16 protein-coding genes are annotated in these 21,946 nt (G+C 62.8%); 13 read left to right on the forward strand and 3 right to left on the reverse strand.

Annotation, left to right across the window (positions count from 1 at the left end):
- Positions 1-15 precede the first annotated feature (15 nt).
- Positions 16-1,398 carry an amino acid permease gene (locus tag EGJ22_RS00255; RefSeq protein WP_029885288.1) on the reverse strand — a complete coding sequence of 461 codons (1,383 nt, stop codon included), beginning with the start codon at positions 1,396-1,398 and terminating at the stop codon, positions 16-18.
- A 256-nt stretch (positions 1,399-1,654) separates the two neighbouring features.
- Here EGJ22_RS00255 and gcvA point away from each other — a divergent pair, with 256 nt between their 5' ends.
- Both gcvA and EGJ22_RS00265 read left to right on the forward strand, forming a co-directional pair.
- Positions 1,655-2,551 carry a transcriptional regulator GcvA gene (gcvA, locus tag EGJ22_RS00260; RefSeq protein ID WP_029885289.1) on the forward strand — a complete coding sequence of 299 codons (897 nt, stop codon included), beginning with the start codon at positions 1,655-1,657 and terminating at the stop codon, positions 2,549-2,551.
- A 125-nt stretch (positions 2,552-2,676) separates the two neighbouring features.
- Entirely contained in the window at positions 2,677-3,927 is a 1,251-nt protein-coding gene (locus tag EGJ22_RS00265) for an aspartate aminotransferase family protein (protein ID WP_029885290.1), read from the forward strand.
- A 3-nt stretch (positions 3,928-3,930) separates the two neighbouring features.
- On the opposite strand, the gene EGJ22_RS00270 is transcribed toward EGJ22_RS00265, so the two are convergent.
- Positions 3,931-4,233, reverse strand: a complete 303-nt coding sequence (locus EGJ22_RS00270; RefSeq protein WP_029885291.1) for a hypothetical protein — start codon at positions 4,231-4,233, stop codon at positions 3,931-3,933.
- Positions 4,234-4,476: 243 nt separating this feature from the next.
- Here EGJ22_RS00270 and EGJ22_RS00275 point away from each other — a divergent pair, with 243 nt between their 5' ends.
- Together EGJ22_RS00275 and fusA are read left to right on the forward strand one after the other, a co-directional pair.
- A complete protein-coding gene (locus tag EGJ22_RS00275; RefSeq protein ID WP_009684215.1) occupies positions 4,477-4,902 on the forward strand; it encodes a hypothetical protein in 426 nt (141 codons plus the stop codon).
- Positions 4,903-4,975: 73 nt separating this feature from the next.
- Entirely contained in the window at positions 4,976-7,087 is a 2,112-nt protein-coding gene (gene fusA, locus EGJ22_RS00280) for an elongation factor G (RefSeq protein WP_029885292.1), read from the forward strand.
- 68 nt (positions 7,088-7,155) lie between these two features.
- Here fusA and EGJ22_RS00285 read toward each other — a convergent pair whose 3' ends face one another.
- Positions 7,156-8,598, reverse strand: coding sequence for a SulP family inorganic anion transporter (locus tag EGJ22_RS00285; protein WP_029885293.1), 1,443 nt, complete (start codon positions 8,596-8,598; stop codon positions 7,156-7,158).
- A 268-nt stretch (positions 8,599-8,866) separates the two neighbouring features.
- Between EGJ22_RS00285 and EGJ22_RS00290 the strand changes: the two genes are divergently transcribed.
- The 9 genes from EGJ22_RS00290 (at position 8,867) to nuoH (ending at position 21,935) form a co-directional block, all read left to right on the forward strand.
- Positions 8,867-9,631: a secretin N-terminal domain-containing protein gene (locus EGJ22_RS00290; RefSeq protein ID WP_172828396.1), complete on the forward strand. Its 765-nt coding sequence runs from the start codon at positions 8,867-8,869 to the stop codon at positions 9,629-9,631.
- 490 nt (positions 9,632-10,121) lie between these two features.
- Positions 10,122-11,447 (forward strand): isocitrate lyase, encoded by a 1,326-nt coding sequence (gene aceA / locus EGJ22_RS00300; RefSeq protein ID WP_009684219.1) that lies wholly within the window; start codon positions 10,122-10,124, stop codon positions 11,445-11,447.
- Between the two features lie 1,817 nt (positions 11,448-13,264).
- Positions 13,265-13,678 carry an NADH-quinone oxidoreductase subunit A gene (locus tag EGJ22_RS00320; protein WP_003251427.1) on the forward strand — a complete coding sequence of 138 codons (414 nt, stop codon included), beginning with the start codon at positions 13,265-13,267 and terminating at the stop codon, positions 13,676-13,678.
- Positions 13,679-13,687: 9 nt separating this feature from the next.
- Entirely contained in the window at positions 13,688-14,365 is a 678-nt protein-coding gene (locus tag EGJ22_RS00325) for an NADH-quinone oxidoreductase subunit B family protein (protein ID WP_003251429.1), read from the forward strand.
- Between the two features lie 79 nt (positions 14,366-14,444).
- Entirely contained in the window at positions 14,445-16,226 is a 1,782-nt protein-coding gene (gene nuoC, locus EGJ22_RS00330; RefSeq protein WP_029886628.1) for an NADH-quinone oxidoreductase subunit C/D, read from the forward strand.
- 2 nt (positions 16,227-16,228) lie between these two features.
- Positions 16,229-16,726 (forward strand): NADH-quinone oxidoreductase subunit NuoE, encoded by a 498-nt coding sequence (nuoE, locus tag EGJ22_RS00335; protein WP_029886629.1) that lies wholly within the window; start codon positions 16,229-16,231, stop codon positions 16,724-16,726.
- Positions 16,723-18,084 (forward strand): NADH-quinone oxidoreductase subunit NuoF, encoded by a 1,362-nt coding sequence (gene nuoF, locus EGJ22_RS00340; RefSeq protein ID WP_009686424.1) that lies wholly within the window; start codon positions 16,723-16,725, stop codon positions 18,082-18,084. Before nuoE ends, nuoF begins: the two co-directional genes overlap by 4 nt.
- Before the next feature lie 132 nt (positions 18,085-18,216).
- Positions 18,217-20,931 carry an NADH-quinone oxidoreductase subunit NuoG gene (gene nuoG / locus EGJ22_RS00345; protein ID WP_029886630.1) on the forward strand — a complete coding sequence of 905 codons (2,715 nt, stop codon included), beginning with the start codon at positions 18,217-18,219 and terminating at the stop codon, positions 20,929-20,931.
- Positions 20,928-21,935, forward strand: coding sequence for an NADH-quinone oxidoreductase subunit NuoH (gene nuoH, locus EGJ22_RS00350; protein WP_029886631.1), 1,008 nt, complete (start codon positions 20,928-20,930; stop codon positions 21,933-21,935). Before nuoG ends, nuoH begins: the two co-directional genes overlap by 4 nt.
- Positions 21,936-21,946: the final 11 nt, after the last annotated feature.

Raw genomic sequence — 21,946 nt, forward strand, 5'->3', positions numbered from 1 at the left:
ATTAAAGCAGAAACATCAGGCGGCCTGCGCAACCACGCGGCCACGCCGCTGGGTCAGCGACACCAGCAGGATGAACAGGGTCACCCCGGCGGTCATCAGTGTTTCATAACGGTAGGCATCGCTGAACAGCATGTAGCCCAGCACCATGACAATGGTGCCAATCACCAGCCACGTGAGGTAAGGGAACAGCCACATTTTCAGCTCCAGCGGGCGCCCTTCGCGTTCGGCGCGGGCCCGCATGCGCAGCTGCGACACGGCGATCACCAGGTACACCAGCAACGCGATGGCACCGGTGGTAGACAACAGGAAGCCAAACACCTTGCCAGGGAAAACATAGTTGACCAGGCAACCGGCGAAGCCTGCCAAGGTGGAGAACAGCACGGCCACGGTCGGCACCCCGGAGCCGGAAATGCGCTTGGTCATGCTCAGCGCCTGGCCGCGCGCGCCCAGCGAATAGAGCATGCGCGAGGCTGTGTACAGGCCCGAGTTCATGCAGCTGGTCACTGCCACCAGCACCACCAGGTCGACCAGCAGCTTGGCCCCCGGCACGTTCAACACCTCCAGCACCCGCTGGAATGAACCGACCGCCTTCAACGCCGGGTCGTTCCAGGCCACCAGCGACACCACCAGGAAGATCGAGGCCAGGTAGAAGATGGCGATGCGGTAGACCACCAGGTTGGTGGCACGGCGGATCTTGTCTTTCGGGTTGGCGGTTTCGTCAGCGGCGATGGTGACGATTTCGGCACCGAAGAACGAGAAGATGGTAATCAGCACGCCACCCAGTACGGTGCCGAAGCCGTTGGGCATGAAGCCGCCGTGGTCCCACAGGCGGCTGACCCCGGACACCTCGGCCAGCGGCCAGAACCCGAACACCGCCAACCCGCTGACCACGATGAACGCAATGATCGCCACCACCTTGACCAAGGCGAACCAGTACTCGAACGCACCGAAGTTCTTCACGCTGACCAAGTTGGTGCCCGCCAGCACCAGCATGATCAGGAAGGCGAACAGCCACGAGGGCACGCCCGGGAAGTAGGCATGCAGGATGTCGGCGCCGGCGATGGCTTCGACCGGAATGATCAGTACCCAGAACCACCAGTACAGCCAGCCGATGGTGAACCCGGCCCACGGGCCGATGGCCTCGCTGGCATAGGTCGAGAACGAGCCGCTGTTGGGGTTGGCGATGGCCATTTCACCCAGCATGCGCATGACCAGCAGCACCAGCAGGCCGGTCATGGCGTAGGAAATGAGGATCGCCGGGCCGGCGGTGGCAATGGCATTGGACGAGCCGATGAACAGGCCGGCGCCGATGATGCCGGCGATGGAAATCATGGACACCTGGCGCGAGGTCAGGCCGTGCTGCAAGGAGCGCTGTTTCTTGTTGTCGTGAGAAGCCATGAAGAACCCTCGAATGGGTCGGCCGCGGCATGGCGGCTGAAGGTCGGAGCAGAATTCTTTTAAATTTCTGATGCGCGTTGTTGTTGTTTTGCAAAGACCAAAAGCGGGTTAACGACCTCCTCTTTACATGACCGGTTGTCATTGTTGATCCAGGTCAGTATTAATCTATAGGCCGGGGTCAACAAACGACCTTTTCGAAACACATAATTCCGTTTTGGAATGAACTCCTTACTTTTTTGCTCGGTATTCGCCCGTCATGTCCAAACGCCTGATGCCCTCGACCACCGCCCTTCAGTGTTTCGAAGCGGCCGCCCGCCACCTCAGCTTCACCCGTGCGGCGCAAGAGCTGCACCTGACCCAAAGCGCCGTCAGCAAGCAGGTGGCGCAGCTTGAAGACATGCTCTCGCACTCGCTGTTCCAGCGTATTCGCCGGCGCCTGCACCTGACCCCGGCCGGCGCCCTGTACCTCACCGAAGTGAACAAGATCCTCACCCAGATCGATATTTCCAGCCGCTACATCCTCAGCTATGGCGACGAAACCGAAGTGCTGCGCATTGCTACCCAGCCCACCTTCGGCGCGCGCTGGCTGGTGCCCAGGCTCAAGGGCTTCGGCGACCGCTACCCGCGTATTCACCTGGACATACGCAACGAGCTGGAGCCGTTCGACCTGGTCCAGGCCAAGGCCGACATCGCCTTTTTCTTCGGCCAGGGCACCTGGCCCGGGGCAACCTGCATCGAATTGTTCAGTGAAGAGGTCGTGCCGGTGTGCAGCCCGCAGCTAGTGGCCAGCCACCCTTTCGACAGTGCCCAGGCGCTGACCGAGCACCGCCTGTTGCAGTGCGTGTCGCGGCCCGAAGCCTGGCATGAGTGGTTCCTGGGGCTGGGCTTGCACAGCCAGAACAGCTACCACGGGCCGCGTTTCGACACCTTCTACCTGTGCATCCGCGCGGCCATCGCCGGTTGTGGCATCGCCCTGATCCCGCGCTACCTGGTGGCCGAGGAATTGAGCGAAGGCAAGCTGGTGGTGGCCTGGGACCACCCGGTGCCGAGCAATGGCCGGCACTTCATCGCGCATGCCGAACATGCCGCCGAAGTGCCCAAGATAAGGGCTTTTGTGCAGTGGATACGGGAGCGGGTAGCTGAGGGGGATTGATTTAAATGGCGAAGTATCGGCCAGATCACGAATCCATGGAATGACCGCAATCGAATAATTCGTTTGCGGAATAACCTGCGAACACGTTTGGATAATAAGAAACTCGAACAAGGTCCGCGTGCACCATGAACCAGGAAAGTATCAGCCAGTCGATTGCCATCGTTCACCCAATCACACTTTCCCATGGCCGCAATGCCGAAGTCTGGGACACTGACGGCAAACGTTACATCGACTTTGTCGGTGGTATCGGCGTGCTCAACCTGGGCCACTGCAACCCGGCCGTGGTCGAGGCCATCCAGGCCCAGGCCACCCGCCTCACTCACTATGCCTTCAACGCCGCCCCCCATGGCCCGTACCTGGCGCTGATGGAGCAACTGAGCCAGTTCGTACCGGTCAGCTACCCGCTGGCCGGCATGCTCACCAACAGCGGCGCGGAAGCCGCGGAAAACGCCCTGAAAGTGGCCCGTGGCGCCACCGGTAAACGGGCCATCATCGCCTTCGACGGGGGCTTCCACGGCCGCACCCTGGCTACCCTGAACCTCAACGGCAAGGTCGCCCCGTACAAGCAACGGGTGGGCGAGCTGCCCGGGCCGGTCTACCACCTGCCCTACCCCAGCGCCGACACCGGGGTCACCTGCGAACAGGCACTCAAGGCCATGGACCGCCTGTTCAGCGTCGAGTTGGCCGTGGAAGACGTGGCGGCGTTCATTTTTGAACCAGTGCAGGGAGAAGGTGGTTTCCTGGCCCTCGACCCGGCCTTCGCCCAGGCCCTGCGCCGCTTCTGCGACCAGCACGGCATCCTGATCATCATCGACGAGATCCAGTCAGGCTTTGGCCGCACCGGCCAGCGCTTCGCCTTCCCGCGCCTGGGGCTCGAGCCCGACCTGCTGTTGCTGGCCAAGAGCATTGCCGGCGGCATGCCCTTGGGTGCAGTGGTCGGGCGCAAGGACCTGATGGGGTCATTACCCAAGGGCGGCCTCGGCGGCACCTACTCGGGCAACCCCATTGCCTGTGCGGCAGCACTGGCCAGCCTGGCGCAGATGACCGACGAGAACGTGGCTACCTGGGGTGAGCGCCAGGAGCAGGCCATCGTCAGCCGCCACCAGCGTTGGACGGCCTCGGGCCTGTACCCGTTCATCGGGCGCCTGACCGGCGTGGGCGCCATGCGCGGGATTGAATTCGTCAATGCAGACGGCAGCCCGGCCCCGGCGCAACTGGCCAAGGTGCTGGACGCGGCGCGCGCCAAAGGCCTGCTGCTGATGCCCAGCGGCAAGGCGCGGCACATCATCCGCCTGCTGGCACCGCTGACCATCGAGGCCGAGGTGCTCGAAGAAGGGCTGGATATCCTCGAGCAGTGCCTGGCGGAGTTGAACTGAGCGTTACAAGCCCAGTTCTGCCGGGGTGAGCATGTCGGACTCGAACGCGATCCAGCCGCCTTCGAGTTCGGCATGGCCATTGACGATCGGGCCGTAGTAGGTCAGGCCGTTCTCCAGGGTGACGCAAATGTGCGTGGCATTCTTTTCAGGCGCCGCGAGCGTACCGACGAAATGCACCTTTTTCAGGGTTTCGGTCACCGCCTCCAGGCCAACGCGCATACCGGGGTTTTCCGATGCCTCGGTATCGCCCCCACGGTCCTCGGCGCTGATGGTGACGGTGGCGATGTACGGGTACTGGGTGCTCAAGCGGGGTTACCTCAATGGGTGGGTAGGCGTATGGGCGCGTAGAGTACGGCAGGCGTTGCCTGTTGTCTCTACTGGCCTCATCGCTGGCAAGCCAGCGCCCACAGGCATACCACCCTTGAATACGCTGCAGCCCTTGTGGGAGCGGGTTCACCCGCGAAGCGGCCAGCCCTGCAACAGGTGATCTGGCCGCCCCGATCTGTTAGGGTGCCCGCCGATGCACGCCACACCACACGAGGATCCCGAGTGAGCGCCGAAGAACCCCTGATCGCCGACCTGTTCGATGTCGACAAACGTCTGTCCCTCAAGCCGGTGGTGGACTTCAACAGCTACCTGCGCAACGCTTTCGGCGAGGGCCCGTGCCGCTGCCACCGCTGCGTCGAAGGTGCCGACCCCAGCACCTATAGCCACGCGCACACCTTCACGTTCGACGGCCGCCCGTGGCACCGCCGTTTCGCCAGCACCGCCGGCAGCGATGTGGCCCAGGTGCTGAAGAAAGCCTGGCTGTCCTATACCAAGGCCGACCTGAACCTGATCGGCGCGCTGGACCTGGCCACGCTCAAGACCTTCACCGAAGCCGGCCTGCACCCACGCTTGCTGGCCCTGCTACCGGCGTGTGGCCTGGCTCGCGAAGTGGATGGCCAGTGGCTGCTGCAGGCCCAGGCCGACTGACAGCCCGGCGGCACGGCAGGATTCCACGGGTCTGCTAACGTGGTGGAATCCGCCCAGCCGCAGGTAGTCCGCCATGGCCCGCACAACGCCCATCGAGCTGTACCGCAACATCGGCATCGTCGCCCACGTCGACGCCGGCAAGACCACGACTACCGAGCGGATCCTGTTCTACACCGGGGTCAACCACAAGATGGGCGAGGTGCACGATGGCGCCGCGACCATGGACTGGATGGCCCAGGAGCAAGAGCGCGGCATCACCATCACCTCGGCGGCGACCACGGCCTTCTGGCAAGGCTCGACCAAGCAGTTCGCCGACAAGTACCGGTTCAACATCATCGACACCCCCGGCCACGTCGACTTCACCATCGAAGTGGAACGCTCGCTGCGCGTACTCGATGGTGCCGTGGTGGTCTTCAGCGGCGCCGACGGGGTCGAGCCCCAGTCCGAAACGGTCTGGCGCCAGGCCAACAAGTACCATGTGCCGCGCCTGGCCTACATCAACAAGATGGATCGCCAGGGCGCCGACTTCCTGCGGGTGGTCAAACAGATCGACCAGCGCCTGGGCCACCACCCGGTACCGATCCAGCTGGCCATTGGCAGTGAAGAGCATTTCATCGGCCAGATCGACCTGGTGAAGATGAAAGCTATCTACTGGAACGATGCCGATAACGGCACCAGCTATCGCGAAGAAGAGATACCTGCCGAGCTCAAGGCGCTGGCCGATGAATGGCGCGCGAAGATGGTGGAGGCCGCGGCTGAGGCCGATGACGAACTGACCGAGAAGTTTCTTGAGGGCGAAGAACTGAGCATCGAAGAAATCAAGGCCGGCCTGCGCAAACGCACCCTGAACAACGAAATCGTACCCACCATCCTCGGTTCCTCGTTCAAGAACAAGGGCGTGCCGCTGATGCTCGATGCGGTGATCGATTACCTGCCTGCCCCGTCGGAAATCCCGGCAATCAAGGGCACCGACCCCGACGACGAAAACAAGCACCTGGAACGCCACGCCGACGACAAGGAGCCGTTCTCGGCCCTGGCCTTCAAGATCGCCACCGACCCGTTCGTCGGCACCCTGACCTTCGCCCGGGTGTACTCCGGGGTGCTCAGCTCCGGCAATGCCGTGCTCAACTCGGTCAAGGGCAAGAAAGAGCGCATCGGCCGCATGGTGCAGATGCACGCCAACCAGCGCGCGGAGATCAAGGACGTATGCGCCGGTGACATCGCTGCCCTCATCGGCATGAAGGACGTGACCACCGGCGACACCCTGTGCGACATGGACAAGCCAATCATCCTGGAACGCATGGACTTCCCCGACCCGGTGATTTCCGTGGCCGTGGAACCGAAAACCAAGGCCGACCAGGAAAAAATGGGCATCGCCCTGGGCAAACTGGCCCAGGAAGACCCGTCATTCCGCGTGCGCACCGACGAAGAAACCGGCCAGACCATCATCTCCGGCATGGGCGAGTTGCACCTGGACATCATCGTCGACCGCATGCGCCGTGAATTCAACGTCGAGGCCAATATCGGCAAGCCGCAGGTGGCCTACCGCGAGAAAATCCGCAACACCTGCGAGATCGAGGGCCGCTTCGTCCGCCAGTCCGGCGGCCGCGGCCAGTACGGTCATTGCTGGATCCGCTTCGCCCCCGGTGACGAAGGCAAGGAAGGCCTGGAGTTCGTCAACGAGATCGTCGGCGGCGTGGTGCCCCGCGAATACATCCCGGCGATCCAGAAGGGTATCGAAGAACAGATGAAGAACGGCGTGCTGGCCGGCTACCCGCTGATCAACCTGAAGGCAGCGGTGTATGACGGCTCGTACCACGATGTGGACTCCAACGAGATGGCCTACAAGATCGCAGCGTCGATGGCCACCAAGCAACTGTCGCAAAAAGGCGGCGCGGTACTGCTGGAGCCGGTGATGAAGGTGGAGGTGGTCACCCCTGAGGAATACCAGGGCGACATCCTGGGCGACCTGAGCCGGCGCCGGGGCATGATCCAGGACGGCGACGAAACCCCGGCAGGCAAGGTGATCCGCGCCGAGGTGCCGTTGGGCGAAATGTTCGGCTACGCCACCTCGATGCGCTCGATGACCCAGGGCCGGGCCAGCTTCTCGATGGAGTTCACCCGCTATGCCGAGGCCCCAGCCAGCATTGCCGATGGCATCGTCAAGAAGAACCGCGGGGAGTGATTCCTTCGCCTGTACCGGCCTCTTCGCGGGCATGCCCGCGAAGAGGCCAGCACAGACAATAACCTTTCTTAGTGCTGCTCCCCTGCCCGCTTCAACAGCTTCTTGCACCGCTCCGACAGATGCACCACGCGCAGGTGCTTGCCCGCCTTGGCATAACGCTCGCGCAAGGTCTGCAGTGCGGCAACCGCCGAGTAATCGACAAAGCTCAGGTGCTGGCAGTCCAGCGTGACCTGGGCCGGGTCGCTGGCGGCATCGAACTGGTCGAGAAATGAAGTGGTCGAGGCGAAGAACAGCGTGCCATGGACCTGATAGTGTTTGCCGCCATCGGCGTCTTCATGGCTGTCGGCGTACAACTCCCGGGCATGCTGCCAGGCAAAGTTCAGCGCCGCGATCACGATGCCGAACAGCACTGCCATGGCCAGGTCGGTAAACACCGTGACCACGGTCACCGCGATGATCGCCAGCACATCGTTGACCGGCACCTTGTGCAACACCCGCAAGGACGCCCAGGCAAAGGTCTGCTGGGCCACCACGAACATCACGCCAACCAGCGCCGCCAGGGGAATACGCTCGATCAAAGGCGACAGGAACAACACGAACAGCAGAATCATCACCCCGGCTACCACACCCGACAGCCGGCCACGGCCATTGGAGCTCAGGTTGATCACCGTTTGCCCGATCATTGCGCAACCCCCCATGCCACCGCACAGGCCCGACACCATGTTCGCGGCGCCCAATGCCACGCACTCGCGGTCCGGGTAGCCGCGGCTTTCGGTGATTTCGTCGGTCAGGTTCAGCGTGAGCAGGGTTTCCAGCAGGCCGACCATGGCCATCAGCACCGCGTAGGGGGCGATGATCTTGAGGGTTTCCAGGTTCCACGGCACATCCGGCAGCGCCAGCCCCGGCAAGCCGCCAGCGATGTGCGCCATATCACCCAAGGTGCGGGTGGGCAAGCCGAGCAGATACACCAGCAAGCCAACGCCAAGAATCGCCACCAGTGCCGGCGGTACGGCGCGGGTGAGCGTCGGCAGCAGGTAGACCACCGCCATGGTCAGCGCCACCAGGCCGATCATCAGGTACAAAGGCGTGCCACTGAGCCAGTGCTCACCGTTCTTGAAATGCTCCAGCTGGGCCATGGCAATGACAATGGCCAGGCCGTTGACGAAGCCCAGCATGACCGGGTACGGCACCAGGCGCACCAGCTTGCCCAGGCGCAGCAGGCCGAACAGAATCATCACCACCCCGCCCAGCAGCACCGTTGCCAGCAGGTATTGCGCGCCGTGCTGCACCACCAGCGCCACGATCACCACCGCCATCGAGCCGGCAGCCCCGGAAATCATGCCCGGCCGACCGCCGAACAGTGCGGTCAAGGTGCAAATGATGAACGCACCGTACAGGCCCATCAGCGGGTTAAGGTGGGCCACCAAGGCAAAGGCGATGCACTCGGGCACCAAGGCAAACGAGGTGGTCAGGCCGGCGAGCAGGTCGGCGCGTAGTCGGGTGTGTTTCATGGGCATCCTGTAATTAGCCGGACAACAGCCTGGGGCACCTGTACGGCCTTTAGAGCGGGCAAAAATCGAAGGCGGCATGTTACGGAATTTGTCTGACAGCAGCCACCGCGCAATGTAGCCGAAGGGCTCTCAGGCTCCCTGGCACGGCCTGTGGAGGGCGATTATCTGCAATTATCTGGCTGACTATAATTTATAGTTTCCTGGATAAAGCCAGGATAAAAGGCAGTTTTTGATGTGCATCCAGCACAGGCAGGACGCCTTTGCCATCATGGCAACCCCACCTGCGGAGATCATGGACATGCCGCTACGCCCCCTATGCGCCGCCCTGCTGCTGGCCGCCAGCCTCACCGCCCAGGCCGCCACCGAGGTATTGCCGCTGCAGCACCGCAGCAGTGCCGAACTGCTGCCTGCCGCACAGGCATTCATCGCCAAAGACGGCACGGTCAGCGCCTTCGAGAACAAGCTGATCGTCAACGCCAGCCCCGAGCGCATCGACGACCTGCGTGCCTTGCTGCAGCAGCTGGATACCGCGCCCAAGCGCCTGCTGATCAGCGTTGACAACAACGACAGCAACTTCCAGGACAACCGGGGCAACGGCCAAGTCATTCGCTACGGCACCAGCAACCGCGACGGTGGCATGCAGCAAGTTCAGGCCAGCGAAGGCCAGCCAGCACTCATCCAGGTTGGCCAGAGCATCCCGGTTACCAGCACCAGCACCGACGGCTACGGGCGCCTCCAGAGCAACACCGAATACCGCAACGTGACCCAAGGTTTCTATGTCACCCCGACTCTGAGCGGAGAAACGGTTCGTCTGCAAATAAGCACAAATAATGACCGCATCAGCCAGGAACGTGCAGATGTAGTAAAAGTGCAAAGTACCGACACAACCATCACTGGCAAGCTCGGCGAGTGGATCACCCTGGCGGGCTACAACCAGCAGAGCCAAGCGGACCGCAGTACGTCAAGCCGCAGTTACAGCACCCAGCGCGGTGAAAACATGACTTTGCGTGTAAAAGTCGACCTTCTCGACTGATCCCAGGCAATTCAAGGCCTCGACCAAAGGCCTTGAAACTGACTGACAAGTCGTATTAGACCAAAGATGTAGTAAGCACAAAAAACCACTACAAAACATTTGACAGGGTGTTTTTCCCAAGGGCATGATGGCCTCGCTCCCGCTAATCAGGGGCCCTGGCAAGGGCCTTCGAGGCGCGCTCCTCCCACCCCCGGAGGCGCCTTGTGTCTGTACGGCCCACAAGGCGGTTCGACGGGATTGCGACTGCAACGAAGAAGTTGTCCCGAGGGACGGAAGCGCATCACCGCAGTACTGGCAATCGCGTAGCACCGCAGTTAGGCATCCACGAGCCGACCTGCCGGGGCGCCCTCTGCCTGGCCTGCACTCTCCTTCCCCTTCGAGCCTTCGCGTTCGCCGCCGCACACCTGCGAACAGGACAGCCGCCAGGCACCTGATCTGCTCCGAGCATCAGCACAATTAACTCAAGATCGATGCGACGAGGTTTATTTCCATGGCACTGACACGCGAACAGCAAATTGCAGCCCTCGAGAAAGACTGGGCCGAGAACCCGCGCTGGAAAGGCGTGACCCGTACCTACACCGCCGCTGATGTCGTTCGCCTGCGTGGCTCCGTGCAACCCGAGCACACCTTTGCCCGCCAGGGTGCAGAGAAACTGTGGAAGCTGGTCACCGAAGGTGCCCACCCGTCCTTCCGCCCTGAGAAAGACTTCGTCAACTGCATGGGCGCCCTGACCGGCGGCCAGGCAGTCCAGCAGGTAAAAGCCGGCATCCAGGCCATCTACCTGTCCGGCTGGCAGGTTGCCGCCGACAACAACTCGGCCGAGTCCATGTACCCGGACCAGTCGCTGTACCCGGTCGACTCGGTACCGACCGTGGTCAAGCGCATCAACAATGCGTTCCGCCGCGCTGACCAGATCCAGTGGAAAGCGGGCAAGAACCCGGGCGACGAAGGCTACATCGACTACTTCGCGCCGATCGTGGCTGACGCCGAAGCCGGTTTCGGCGGCGTACTGAACGCCTACGAGCTGATGAAGAACATGATCGAAGCAGGCGCCGCCGGCGTGCACTTCGAAGACCAGCTGGCCTCGGTGAAAAAGTGCGGCCACATGGGTGGCAAGGTACTGGTACCGACCCAGGAAGCCGTGCAGAAGCTGGTGGCCGCGCGCCTGGCTGCTGACGTGTCGGGTGTGCCGACCATTATCCTGGCCCGTACCGACGCCAACGCCGCCGACTTGCTGACCAGCGACTGCGACCCGTACGACCAGCCGTTCGTGATTGGCGAGCGCACCCGCGAAGGCTTCTACAAGGTACGCGCCGGCCTCGACCAGGCCATCGCCCGCGGCCTGGCCTACGCGCCGTATGCCGACCTGATCTGGTGCGAGACTGCCAAACCGGACCTGGACGAAGCCCGCCGCTTCGCCGAAGCGATCAAGAAGGAGTACCCGGACCAGATCCTGTCGTACAACTGCTCGCCTTCCTTCAACTGGAAGAAGAACCTGGACGACGCCACCATTGCCAAGTTCCAGCGCGAACTGTCGGCCATGGGCTACAAACACCAGTTCATCACCCTGGCCGGCATCCACAACATGTGGCACGGCATGTTCAACCTGGCGCACGACTACGCCCGCAACGACATGACCGCCTATGTGAAGCTGCAGGAGCAGGAATTCGCTGACGCCAGCAAGGGCTACACCTTCGTGGCGCACCAGCAGGAAGTGGGCACTGGCTACTTCGACGACATGACCACTGTTATTCAGGGTGGGGCTTCGTCGGTGACTGCCCTGACGGGTTCGACTGAGGAAGAGCAATTCCACTGATAGTGGCTTGCGGTTGAAACAAGGCCCGACGCTTGTAAAAGCGCCGGGCCTTTGTTTTTGCCGGTACCGGCCCTTTCGCGGATGAACCCGCTCCCCGAGGGTTGCGCGGAACCCTGTAGGAGCGGCCTTGTGTCGCGAAAGGGGTGCGTAGCGCCCCGGGATCTGTGCGCCACCGCAAAATTGCCGGGGCCGCTTTGCGGCCCTTTCGCGACACAAGGCCGCTCCTACAGACGAATCGTGCCTATCAGGGGTGCTCTGTGCTGCATGCCAGTTCAGCTTGCCGGCTCCCACATCTGTTTCGGGCCAGTCCATCCTAGGCCAGCGCAGGCGACCGGCTAGTACATACGGCGCGGTATCGAGCCATGCGCCAGAGGGGGCACGCGCGAATCACACAGGCATCATTGGCCCGAAGCATATGTGGGAGCCGGCTTGCCGGCGATGCGCCCCGCGGGCGGCGCTCGATCTCACAGGCGCTGCATTCCTTTCGCCATACAAATGGCAGCCCTCCCGCGACCCAACGGCAGCCCCAACAAACCACATAATCAGGTCTATCTTGTGGCAGCAAGCCAGCAAGGACCGCATCAGGGCGGCGAGGTGCCTGCCTTGGTTTTTGCGGTGTTGCGCAGATCGAGCGCCGCCCGCGCGGCGCATCGCGAGCTGCGCTCGCTCCTACGTTTGTTTCGGGCCAATTATGCCTGGGGGATTTGCGCGCGAACGCTTTGGCGCACGCCTCGATATGGCGACGTACAAACAAGGCGGTCGCGCGCGCCTGGCACAGGATGGACTGGCCGGAAACAAACGTAGGAGCGGCTTTAGCCGCGATGCGCCGCGCGGGCGGCGCTCGATCTCACAGGCGCTGCATTCCTTTCGCCATACAAATGGCAGCCCTCACGCGACCCAACGGCAGCCCCAACAAACCCCATAATCAGGTCTATGTTGAGGCAGCAAACCAGCAAGGACCGCCGCATGAGGGCGGCGAGGTGCCTGCCTTGGTTTTTGCGGTGTTGCGCAGATCGAGCGCCGCCCGCGCGGCGCATCGCGAGCTGCGCTCGCTCCTACGTTTGTTTCGGGCCAGTTATGCCTGTGGGATTTGCGCGCGAACGCTTTGGCGCACGCCTCGATATCGCGACGTACAAACAAGGCGGTCGCGCGCGCCTGGCACAGGTTGGACTGGCCGGAAACAAACGTAGGAGCGGCTTTAGCCGCGATGCGCCGCGCGGGCGGCGCTCGGTTTCACAGGCGCTGCATTCCTTTCGTCATACAAATGGCAGCCCTCACGCGACCCACGCCAGCCCAACAAACCCCACAATCACGTCTATGCTTGTGGCAGCACCGCACCCAGGGCAGCACTGGCCGGCCGCTTCATCAGCCAGTCATGACCCAACCACTAAAGTATTGACCCAGAGCGGTGCAACCGCCGCGCAAAGCTGCTAGAACACGGCCCTTTCGCATTTACAAGTAGGGGGACTCGCCAGATGAACTTTACAAGGCTCAGAACAGCCCAATTAAATGGCATCAGGTCAAATGATATTAATTATCATTACGAAACTTGTAATTCGTTACCACTCGCAAGAAACATAATTAACAAAAGCGCACGCAATGCCCGAATTTCAAGGCTTTCAGCCATTTACGCGCTGCTGTTGCACTAAATCCTACGGATAAATTTGCTACAGAAATTTTACTTGCACCAGGTTTACCCATAAAATCAGCGCGATTGATTCAGCTGCGACATTTGGTCACTGCATGTGCGACACCAGGTCGCCGCTCTACACTTATTTCAGACTGCAGAGCTGGGTCTCTGTATAAGGATTTCTAGCATGTCCGATTCGGCAGGACTCATCGCCCACAACTGGGGCTTTGCCATCTTCCTCCTGGGTGTCGTCGGCCTGTGCGCCTTCATGCTCGGCCTGTCCAGCCTGCTCGGTAGCAAGGCATGGGGCCGCGCCAAGAACGAACCCTTCGAATCCGGCATGCTGCCCGTCGGCAGCGCCCGCCTGCGCCTGTCCGCCAAATTCTATCTGGTCGCGATGCTGTTCGTGATCTTCGATATCGAAGCCCTCTTTCTCTTTGCATGGTCTGTGTCCGTCCGCGAAAGCGGCTGGACCGGGTTCGTCGAAGCACTCGTTTTCATAGCAATTCTGTTGGCAGGTCTTGTCTACCTATGGCGCGTCGGGGCACTTGATTGGGCTCCCGAAGGTCGCCGCAAGCGGCAAGCGAAGCTGAAACAATGAGGCTTTGGCATGCAATACAATCTCACCAGAATCGATCCGGATGCGCCCAACGAGCAGTACCCGGTCGGTGAACGGGAAACCGTCACCGATCAGCTGCTGGAGGACCAGGTCCACAAGAACATCTTCATGGGCAAGCTCGAAGATGTGCTGCGTGGCGCGGTCAACTGGGGTCGCAAGAACTCACTGTGGCCGTACAACTTCGGCCTGTCCTGCTGCTACGTGGAAATGACCACGGCCTTCACGGCACCCCACGACATCGCCCGCTTCGGCGCCGAAGTCATCAGGGCTTCGCCGCGTCAGGCCGACTTCATGGTCATTGCCGGTACCTGCTTCGTGAAAATGGCGCCGATCATCCAGCGCCTGTACGAGCAGATGCTCGAGCCCAAGTGGGTGATCTCCATGGGGTCGTGCGCCAACTCCGGTGGCATGTACGACATCTACTCGGTCGTTCAGGGGGTCGACAAGTTCCTCCCCGTGGACGTCTATGTGCCTGGCTGCCCGCCACGCCCTGAGGCTTTCCTGCAAGGCTTGATGCTGCTGCAGGAGTCGATCGGCCAAGAACGACGCCCGCTTTCCTGGGTTGTTGGTGATCAAGGTATTTACCGTGCCGAGATGCCAGCCCAGAAAGACTTGCGTCGTGAGCAGCGCATTGCCGTAACCAACCTGCGCAGCCCCGACGAAGTCTGATCCAGCGACCTGCCGCCCGCTCCCCATGGAGCCGGCGGCCTGGCTTCATTCTTAACGTTGACCCAAAGCGACCGAGACCATGACAGCGGACAACGCTATTTTCATTCCGCCCTACAAGGCTGACGACCAGGATGTGGTCGTCGAACTGCACAACCGTTTTGGCGCCGAAGCATTCGTCGCCCAGGAAACCCGCACCGGCATGCCCGTGCTGTGGGTCAAGCGCGCCCAACTCAAGGAAGTGCTGAGCTTCCTGCGTGGCGTGGCCAAGCCGTACAGCATGCTGTACGACCTGCACGGCGTCGACGAACGCCTGCGTACCCAGCGCCGCGGCCTGCCAGCCGCCGACTTCAGCGTGTTCTACCACCTGCTGTCGGTCGAGCGTAACAGCGACGTGATGATCAAGGTGTCGCTCAGCGAAGGCGACCTCAACCTGCCGTCGGTGACCAGCATCTGGCCGAACGCCAACTGGTACGAGCGCGAAGTCTGGGACATGTTCGGCATCGACTTTGCCGGCCACCCGCACCTCAGCCGCATCATGATGCCCCCCACCTGGGAAGGCCACCCGCTGCGCAAGGACTACCCGGCGCGTGCCACCGAGTTCGACCCGTACAGCCTGACCCTGGCCAAGCAGCAGCTCGAAGAGGAATCGGCGCGCTTCAACCCCGAAGCCTGGGGCATGAAGCGTCAGGGCGCCAACGAGGACTACATGTTCCTCAACCTCGGCCCCAACCACCCTTCGGCGCACGGTGCATTCCGCATCGTGCTGCAGCTGGACGGTGAAGAGATCGTCGACTGCGTCCCGGACATCGGCTACCACCACCGTGGCGCCGAGAAAATGGCCGAGCGCCAGTCCTGGCACAGCTTCATCCCCTACACCGACCGTATCGACTACCTCGGCGGGGTGATGAACAACCTGCCGTACGTGCTCGCGGTGGAGAAGCTGGCCGGCATCCAGGTGCCGCAGAAGGTCGACGTGATCCGCATCATGCTCGCCGAGTTCTTCCGCATCACCAGCCACCTGCTGTTCCTGGGCACCTATATTCAGGACGTGGGTGCCATGACCCCGGTGTTCTTCACCTTCACCGACCGCCAGCGCGCCTACACCGTGATCGAGGCGATCACCGGTTTCCGCCTGCACCCGGCCTGGTACCGCATCGGTGGCGTCGCCCACGACCTGCCGCGCGGCTGGGACAAGCTGGTCAAGGACTTCGTCGAATGGCTGCCCAAGCGCCTCGACGAGTACACCAAGGCGGCCTTGCAGAACAGCATCCTCAAGGGCCGTACCATCGGCGTCGCTGCCTACAACACCAAGGAAGCACTGGCCTGGGGCACCACCGGTGCCGGGCTGCGCTCCACCGGTTGCGACTTCGACCTGCGCAAAGCCCGCCCTTACTCCGGCTACGAGAACTTCGAGTTCGAAGTACCGCTGGCCCACAACGGCGATGCCTACGATCGCTGCATGGTCCGCGTCGAGGAGATGCGCCAGAGTATCCGCATCATCGACCAGTGCCTGCGCAACATGCCGGAAGGCCCGTACAAGGCGGATCACCCGCTGACCACGCCGCCGCCGAAAGAGCGCACCCTGCAGCACATCGAAACCCTGATCACGCACTTCCTGCAAGTCTCGTGGGGCCCGGTGATGCCGGCCAACGAGTCGTTCCAGATGATCGAGGCGACCAAGGGCATCAACAGTTACTACCTGACGAGCGATGGCGGCACCATGAGCTACCGCACCCGGATCCGTACCCCGAGCTACCCGCACCTGCAGCAGATCCCTTCGGTGATCAAAGGCAGCATGGTCGCCGACCTCATTGCGTACCTGGGCAGTATCGACTTCGTTATGGCTGACGTGGACCGCTAAGCATGAACAGCACGCTTATCCAGACAGACCGTTTCGCCCTGAGCGAAACCGAGCGCTCGGCCATCGAGCACGAAATGCATCACTACGAGGACCCGCGCGCGGCGTCCATCGAAGCCCTGAAGATCGTTCAGAGGGAACGCGGCTGGGTGCCGGACGGCGCCATTCACGCCATCGGCGAAGTGCTGGGCATTCCGGCCAGCGACGTCGAAGGTGTAGCCACCTTCTACAGCCAGATTTTCCGCCAGCCAGTCGGCCGCCACATCATCCGCGTGTGCGACAGCATGGTCTGCTACATCGGCGGCCACGAATCGGTGGTCAGCCAGATCCAGAGCGAATTGGGCATCGGCCTTGGCCAGACTACCGCAGACGGCCGCTTCACCCTGCTGCCGGTATGCTGCCTGGGCAACTGCGACAAAGCCCCGGCGCTGATGATCGACGACGACACCTTCGGTGACGTGCAGCCGGCTGGCGTTTCCAAACTGCTGGAGGGTTACGTATGACCATTACTTCCTTCGGCCCGGCCAACCGCATCGCGCGCACGGCCGAAACCCACCCGCTGACCTGGCGCCTGCGTGACGACGGCGAACCGGTATGGCTGGCCGAGTATGAATCGAAGAACGGCTACGCCGCCGCGCGCAAGGCGCTGGCAGACATGTCCGCCGACGATATCGTGCAAAGCGTCAAGGACTCCGGCCTCAAGGGCCGTGGTGGCGCCGGCTTCCCCACCGGGGTGAAGTGGGGCCTGATGCCCAAAGACGAATCCATGAACATCCGCTACCTGCTGTGCAACGCGGACGAAATGGAGCCCAACACCTGGAAGGACCGCATGCTGATGGAGCAACAGCCCCATCTGCTGGTGGAGGGCATGCTGATCAGCGCCCGCGCCCTGAAGGCCTACCGCGGCTACATCTTCCTGCGCGGCGAATACACCACCGCCGCGAAGAACCTCAACCGCGCCATCGATGAAGCCAAGGCCGCAGGCCTTTTGGGCAAGAACATCCTGGGCAGCGGTTTCGATTTCGAGCTGTTCGTGCACACCGGTGCCGGGCGCTACATCTGCGGTGAAGAAACCGCGCTGATCAACTCGCTGGAAGGCCGCCGCGCCAACCCGCGCTCCAAGCCGCCCTTCCCTGCTGCGGTGGGTGTATGGGGCAAACCGACCTGCGTGAACAACGTCGAAACCCTGTGCAACGTGCCAGCCATCGTCGCCAACGGCAACGACTGGTACAAGTCGCTGGCCCGTGAAGGCAGCGAAGACCACGGCACCAAGCTGATGGGCTTCTCCGGCAAGGTCAAGAACCCGGGCCTGTGGGAACTGCCGTTCGGCGTTACCGCCCGCGAGCTGTTCGAGGACTACGCCGGTGGCATGCGTGACGGCTTCAAGCTCAAGTGCTGGCAGCCAGGCGGCGCCGGTACCGGCTTCCTGCTGCCCGAGCACCTCGACGCGCAGATGTACGCCGGTGGCATCGCCAAAGTCGGCACCCGCATGGGTACGGGCCTGGCCATGGCGGTCGACGACAGCGTGAACATGGTGTCGCTGCTGCGCAACATGGAAGAGTTCTTCGCCCGCGAGTCGTGTGGCTGGTGCACCCCTTGCCGTGACGGCCTGCCGTGGAGCGTGAAAATGCTGCGCGCACTGGAAAACGGCCAGGGCCGCGCCGAAGACATCGAGACGCTGCTGGGGCTGGTCAACTTCCTTGGCCCAGGCCGTACCTTCTGTGCTCACGCACCGGGTGCCGTCGAGCCATTGGGCAGTGCCATCAAGTACTTCCGCTCGGAGTTCGAGGCCGGTGTGGCGCCTGAAAGCGCTGGCACCCTGCGCCCGAACCTGGCGAAGCCGATTGTGGTCGGCGCATAAGAAGATAGAACGCGGGTGGTCCGTGCCACCCGCCAGCCCGCCGGCAGGCCCGAATGACTCGTGGCGTGCCGCAGGCTCACCGATTTCCATTAGCCACGCCCGCTCACGCGGGCCAACGAAGAACTTTGAACAATGGCCACTATCCACGTAGACGGCAAAGCGCTCGAAGTCAACGGTGCTGACAACCTGTTACAGGCGTGTCTGTCACTCGGCCTCGACATCCCTTATTTCTGCTGGCACCCCGCGCTTGGTAGCGTGGGTGCCTGCCGGCAGTGCGCGGTCAAGCAGTACACCGACGAGAACGACACCCGTGGTCGTATCGTCATGTCCTGCATGACCCCTGCTTCCGACGGCACCTGGATCTCCATCGACGATGAAGAGTCCAAGGCGTTCCGCGCCAGCGTCGTCGAATGGCTGATGACCAACCACCCGCACGACTGCCCGGTGTGCGAGGAAGGCGGTCACTGCCACCTGCAGGACATGACGGTAATGACCGGCCACAACGAGCGCCGCTACCGTTTCACCAAGCGTACCCACCAGAACCAGGACCTCGGCCCGTTCATCGCCCATGAGATGAACCGCTGCATCGCCTGCTACCGCTGCGTGCGCTACTACAAGGACTACGCCGGCGGGACCGACCTGGGTGTCTACGGCGCCCACGACAACGTGTACTTCGGTCGCGTCGAAGACGGCGTGCTGGAAAGCGAGTTCTCCGGCAACCTGACCGAAGTCTGCCCAACGGGCGTGTTCACCGACAAGACCCACTCCGAGCGCTACAACCGCAAGTGGGACATGCAGTTTGCCCCGAGCATCTGCCATGGCTGCTCCAGCGGCTGCAACATCAGCCCAGGCGAGCGCTACGGCGAGCTGCGCCGTATCGAAAACCGCTTCAACGGTTCGGTGAACCAGTACTTCCTGTGCGACCGCGGCCGCTTTGGCTACGGTTACGTCAACCGCACGGACCGCCCGCGCCAGCCACAACTGGCCGACGGCACCAAGCTGGGCCTGGACGCCGCCCTGGACAAGGCCGCCGACCTGCTGCGCGGCCGCACCATCGTCGGCATCGGTTCGCCACGCGCCAGCCTCGAAAGCAACTACGGCCTGCGTGAGCTGGTCGGTGCCGAGTACTTCTACTCGGGCATGGAAGCTGGCGAGCTGGCCCGGGTGCGCCTGGCCCTGGACGTGCTGAACAACAGCCCGCTGCCGGTGCCGACCCTGCGCGACATCGAAGACCACGACGCCGTGTTCGTGCTGGGTGAAGACCTGACCCAGACCGCTGCCCGCGTCGCCCTGGCTGTGCGCCAGGCGACCAAGGGCAAGGCCGAGGCCATGGCCGAAGCGATGAAGGTGCAGCCTTGGCTCGACGCTGCCGTGAAGAACATCGGCCAGCACGCGCTGTACCCGCTCTTCATCGCTTCGCTGGCGCAAACCAAGCTGGACGACGTGGCTGAAGAGTGCGTGCACGCAGCCCCCGCCGACCTGGCCCGCCTCGGCTTCGCCGTGGCCCACGCCATCGACCCGAGCGCCCCGGCTGTCGAAGGCCTGGACGCCGAAGCCAAAGCCCTGGCCCAGCGCATCGCCGACGCCCTGGTGGCCGCCAAGCGCCCATTGGTGGTAGCGGGCACTTCGCTGGCCGACCCGGCCCTGATCGAAGCCGCCGCCAACATCGCCAAAGCCCTGAAGCTGCGCGAGAAAAACGGCTCCCTGAGCCTGGTGGTGCCAGAGGCCAACAGCATCGGCCTGGCCATGCTCGGTGGCGAGTCGGTAGATGCCGCGCTGGACGCCGTCATCAGCGGCAAAGCCGATGCGATCGTGGTGCTGGAAAACGACCTGTACGCCCGCGTAGCGGCTGCCAAGGTCGACGCAGCCCTGGCGGCCGCCAAAGTGGTGATCGTCGCCGACCACTCGAAAACCCCGACGGTCGACCGCGCCCACCTGGTGTTGCCGGCCGCCTCGTTCGCCGAAGGCGACGGTACCCTGGTCAGCCAGGAAGGCCGTGCCCAGCGCTTCTTCCAGGTGTTCGACCCGCAGTACCTGGACAGCAGCATCCAGATCCACGAAGGCTGGCGCTGGATGCACGCCCTGCGTGCCACCCTGCTGAACAAGCCGGTCGACTGGACGCAACTGGACCACGTCACCAGCGCCTGTGCGGCTGCCGCGCCGCAACTGGCCGGCATCGTCAATGCCGCGCCAAGCGCCGCGTTCCGCATCAAGGGCATGAAGCTGGCCCGCGAGCCGCTGCGCTACTCCGGCCGTACCGCCATGCGCGCCAACATCAGCGTGCACGAGCCACGTACCCCGCAAGACAAGGACACCGCGTTCGCCTTCTCCATGGAAGGCTACTCGGGCTCGGCCGAACCGCGCCAGCAGGTGCCGTTCGCCTGGTCGCCGGGCTGGAACTCGCCGCAAGCCTGGAACAAGTTCCAGGACGAGGTCGGTGGCCACCTGCGTGCCGGTGATCCGGGCGTGCGCCTGATCGAGTCGCAAGGCGACCGCCTGAACTGGTTCAGCGCCATTCCGGGCGCCTTCAACCCGGCCCGTGGCACCTGGACGGCGGTGCCGTTCTTCCACCTGTTCGGCAGCGAAGAAAGCTCCTCGCGCGCAGCCCCGGTGCAACAGCGTATTCCGGCGGCCTACGTGGCCCTGGCCAAGTCCGAGGCCGACCGCCTGGGCGTCAACGAAGGTGCGCTGCTGAGCCTGACCGTTGCCGGTGTGGCCCTGCGCCTGCCGCTGCGTATCAATGAAGAGCTGGGCGCTGGCCTGGTCGCGCTGCCGAAAGGCCTGGCCGGCATTCCGCCTGCCATCTTCGGTGCACCCGTCGAAGGTCTGCAGGAGGCAGCACAATGAGCTGGTTCACCCCCGAAGTGATCGATGTGATCATCCAGGTCGTCAAGGCTATCGTGGTGCTGTTGGCCGTGGTGGTCTGCGGCGCGCTGCTCAGCTTCGTCGAACGCCGCTTGCTGGGCTGGTGGCAGGACCGCTACGGTCCGAACCGCGTCGGCCCGTTCGGCATGTTCCAGATCGCAGCCGACATGCTGAAGATGTTCTTCAAGGAAGACTGGAACCCGCCCTTCGTCGACAAGATGATCTTCACCCTGGCGCCAGTCGTGGCCATGAGCGCCCTGCTGATCGGCTTCTCGATCATCCCGATCACCCCGGGCTGGGGCGTCGCCGACCTGAACATCGGCCTGCTGTTCTTCTTCGCCATGGCCGGCCTGTCGGTCTACGCGGTGCTGTTTGCCGGCTGGTCGTCGAACAACAAGTACGCCCTGTTGGGCAGCTTGCGGGCTTCGGCACAGACCGTGTCGTACGAAGTGTTCCTGGGCCTGGCGCTGATGGGCGTGGTGGTGCAGGTGGGTTCGTTCAACATGCGCGACATCGTCGAGTACCAGGCGCAGAACCTGTGGTTCATCATTCCGCAGTTCTTCGGCTTCTGCACCTTCTTCATCGCTGGCGTGGCCGTGACTCACCGTCACCCGTTCGACCAGCCGGAAGCGGAACAGGAACTGGCCGACGGCTACCACATCGAGTATGCCGGCATGAAGTGGGGCATGTTCTTCGTTGGTGAGTACATCGGCATCATCCTCATCTCGGCGCTGCTGGTAACCCTGTTCTTCGGCGGCTGGCACGGCCCGTTCGGCATCCTGCCGCAACTGCCGTTCCTGTGGTTCGCATTGAAGACCGCGTTCTTCATCATGCTGTTCATCCTGCTGCGCGCCTCGATCCCGCGCCCACGCTATGACCAGGTGATGGACTTCAGCTGGAAGTTCTGCCTGCCGCTGACCCTGATCAATTTGCTGGTGACCGCTGCGCTCGTGCTCTACAACACGCCAGCCGTCGCGGCCCAGTGAGGATTTGACCC

The sequence above is a fragment of the Pseudomonas sp. p99-361 genome (assembly GCF_003935475.1).
GTDB classification, from domain to species: domain Bacteria; phylum Pseudomonadota; class Gammaproteobacteria; order Pseudomonadales; family Pseudomonadaceae; genus Aquipseudomonas; species Aquipseudomonas juntendi.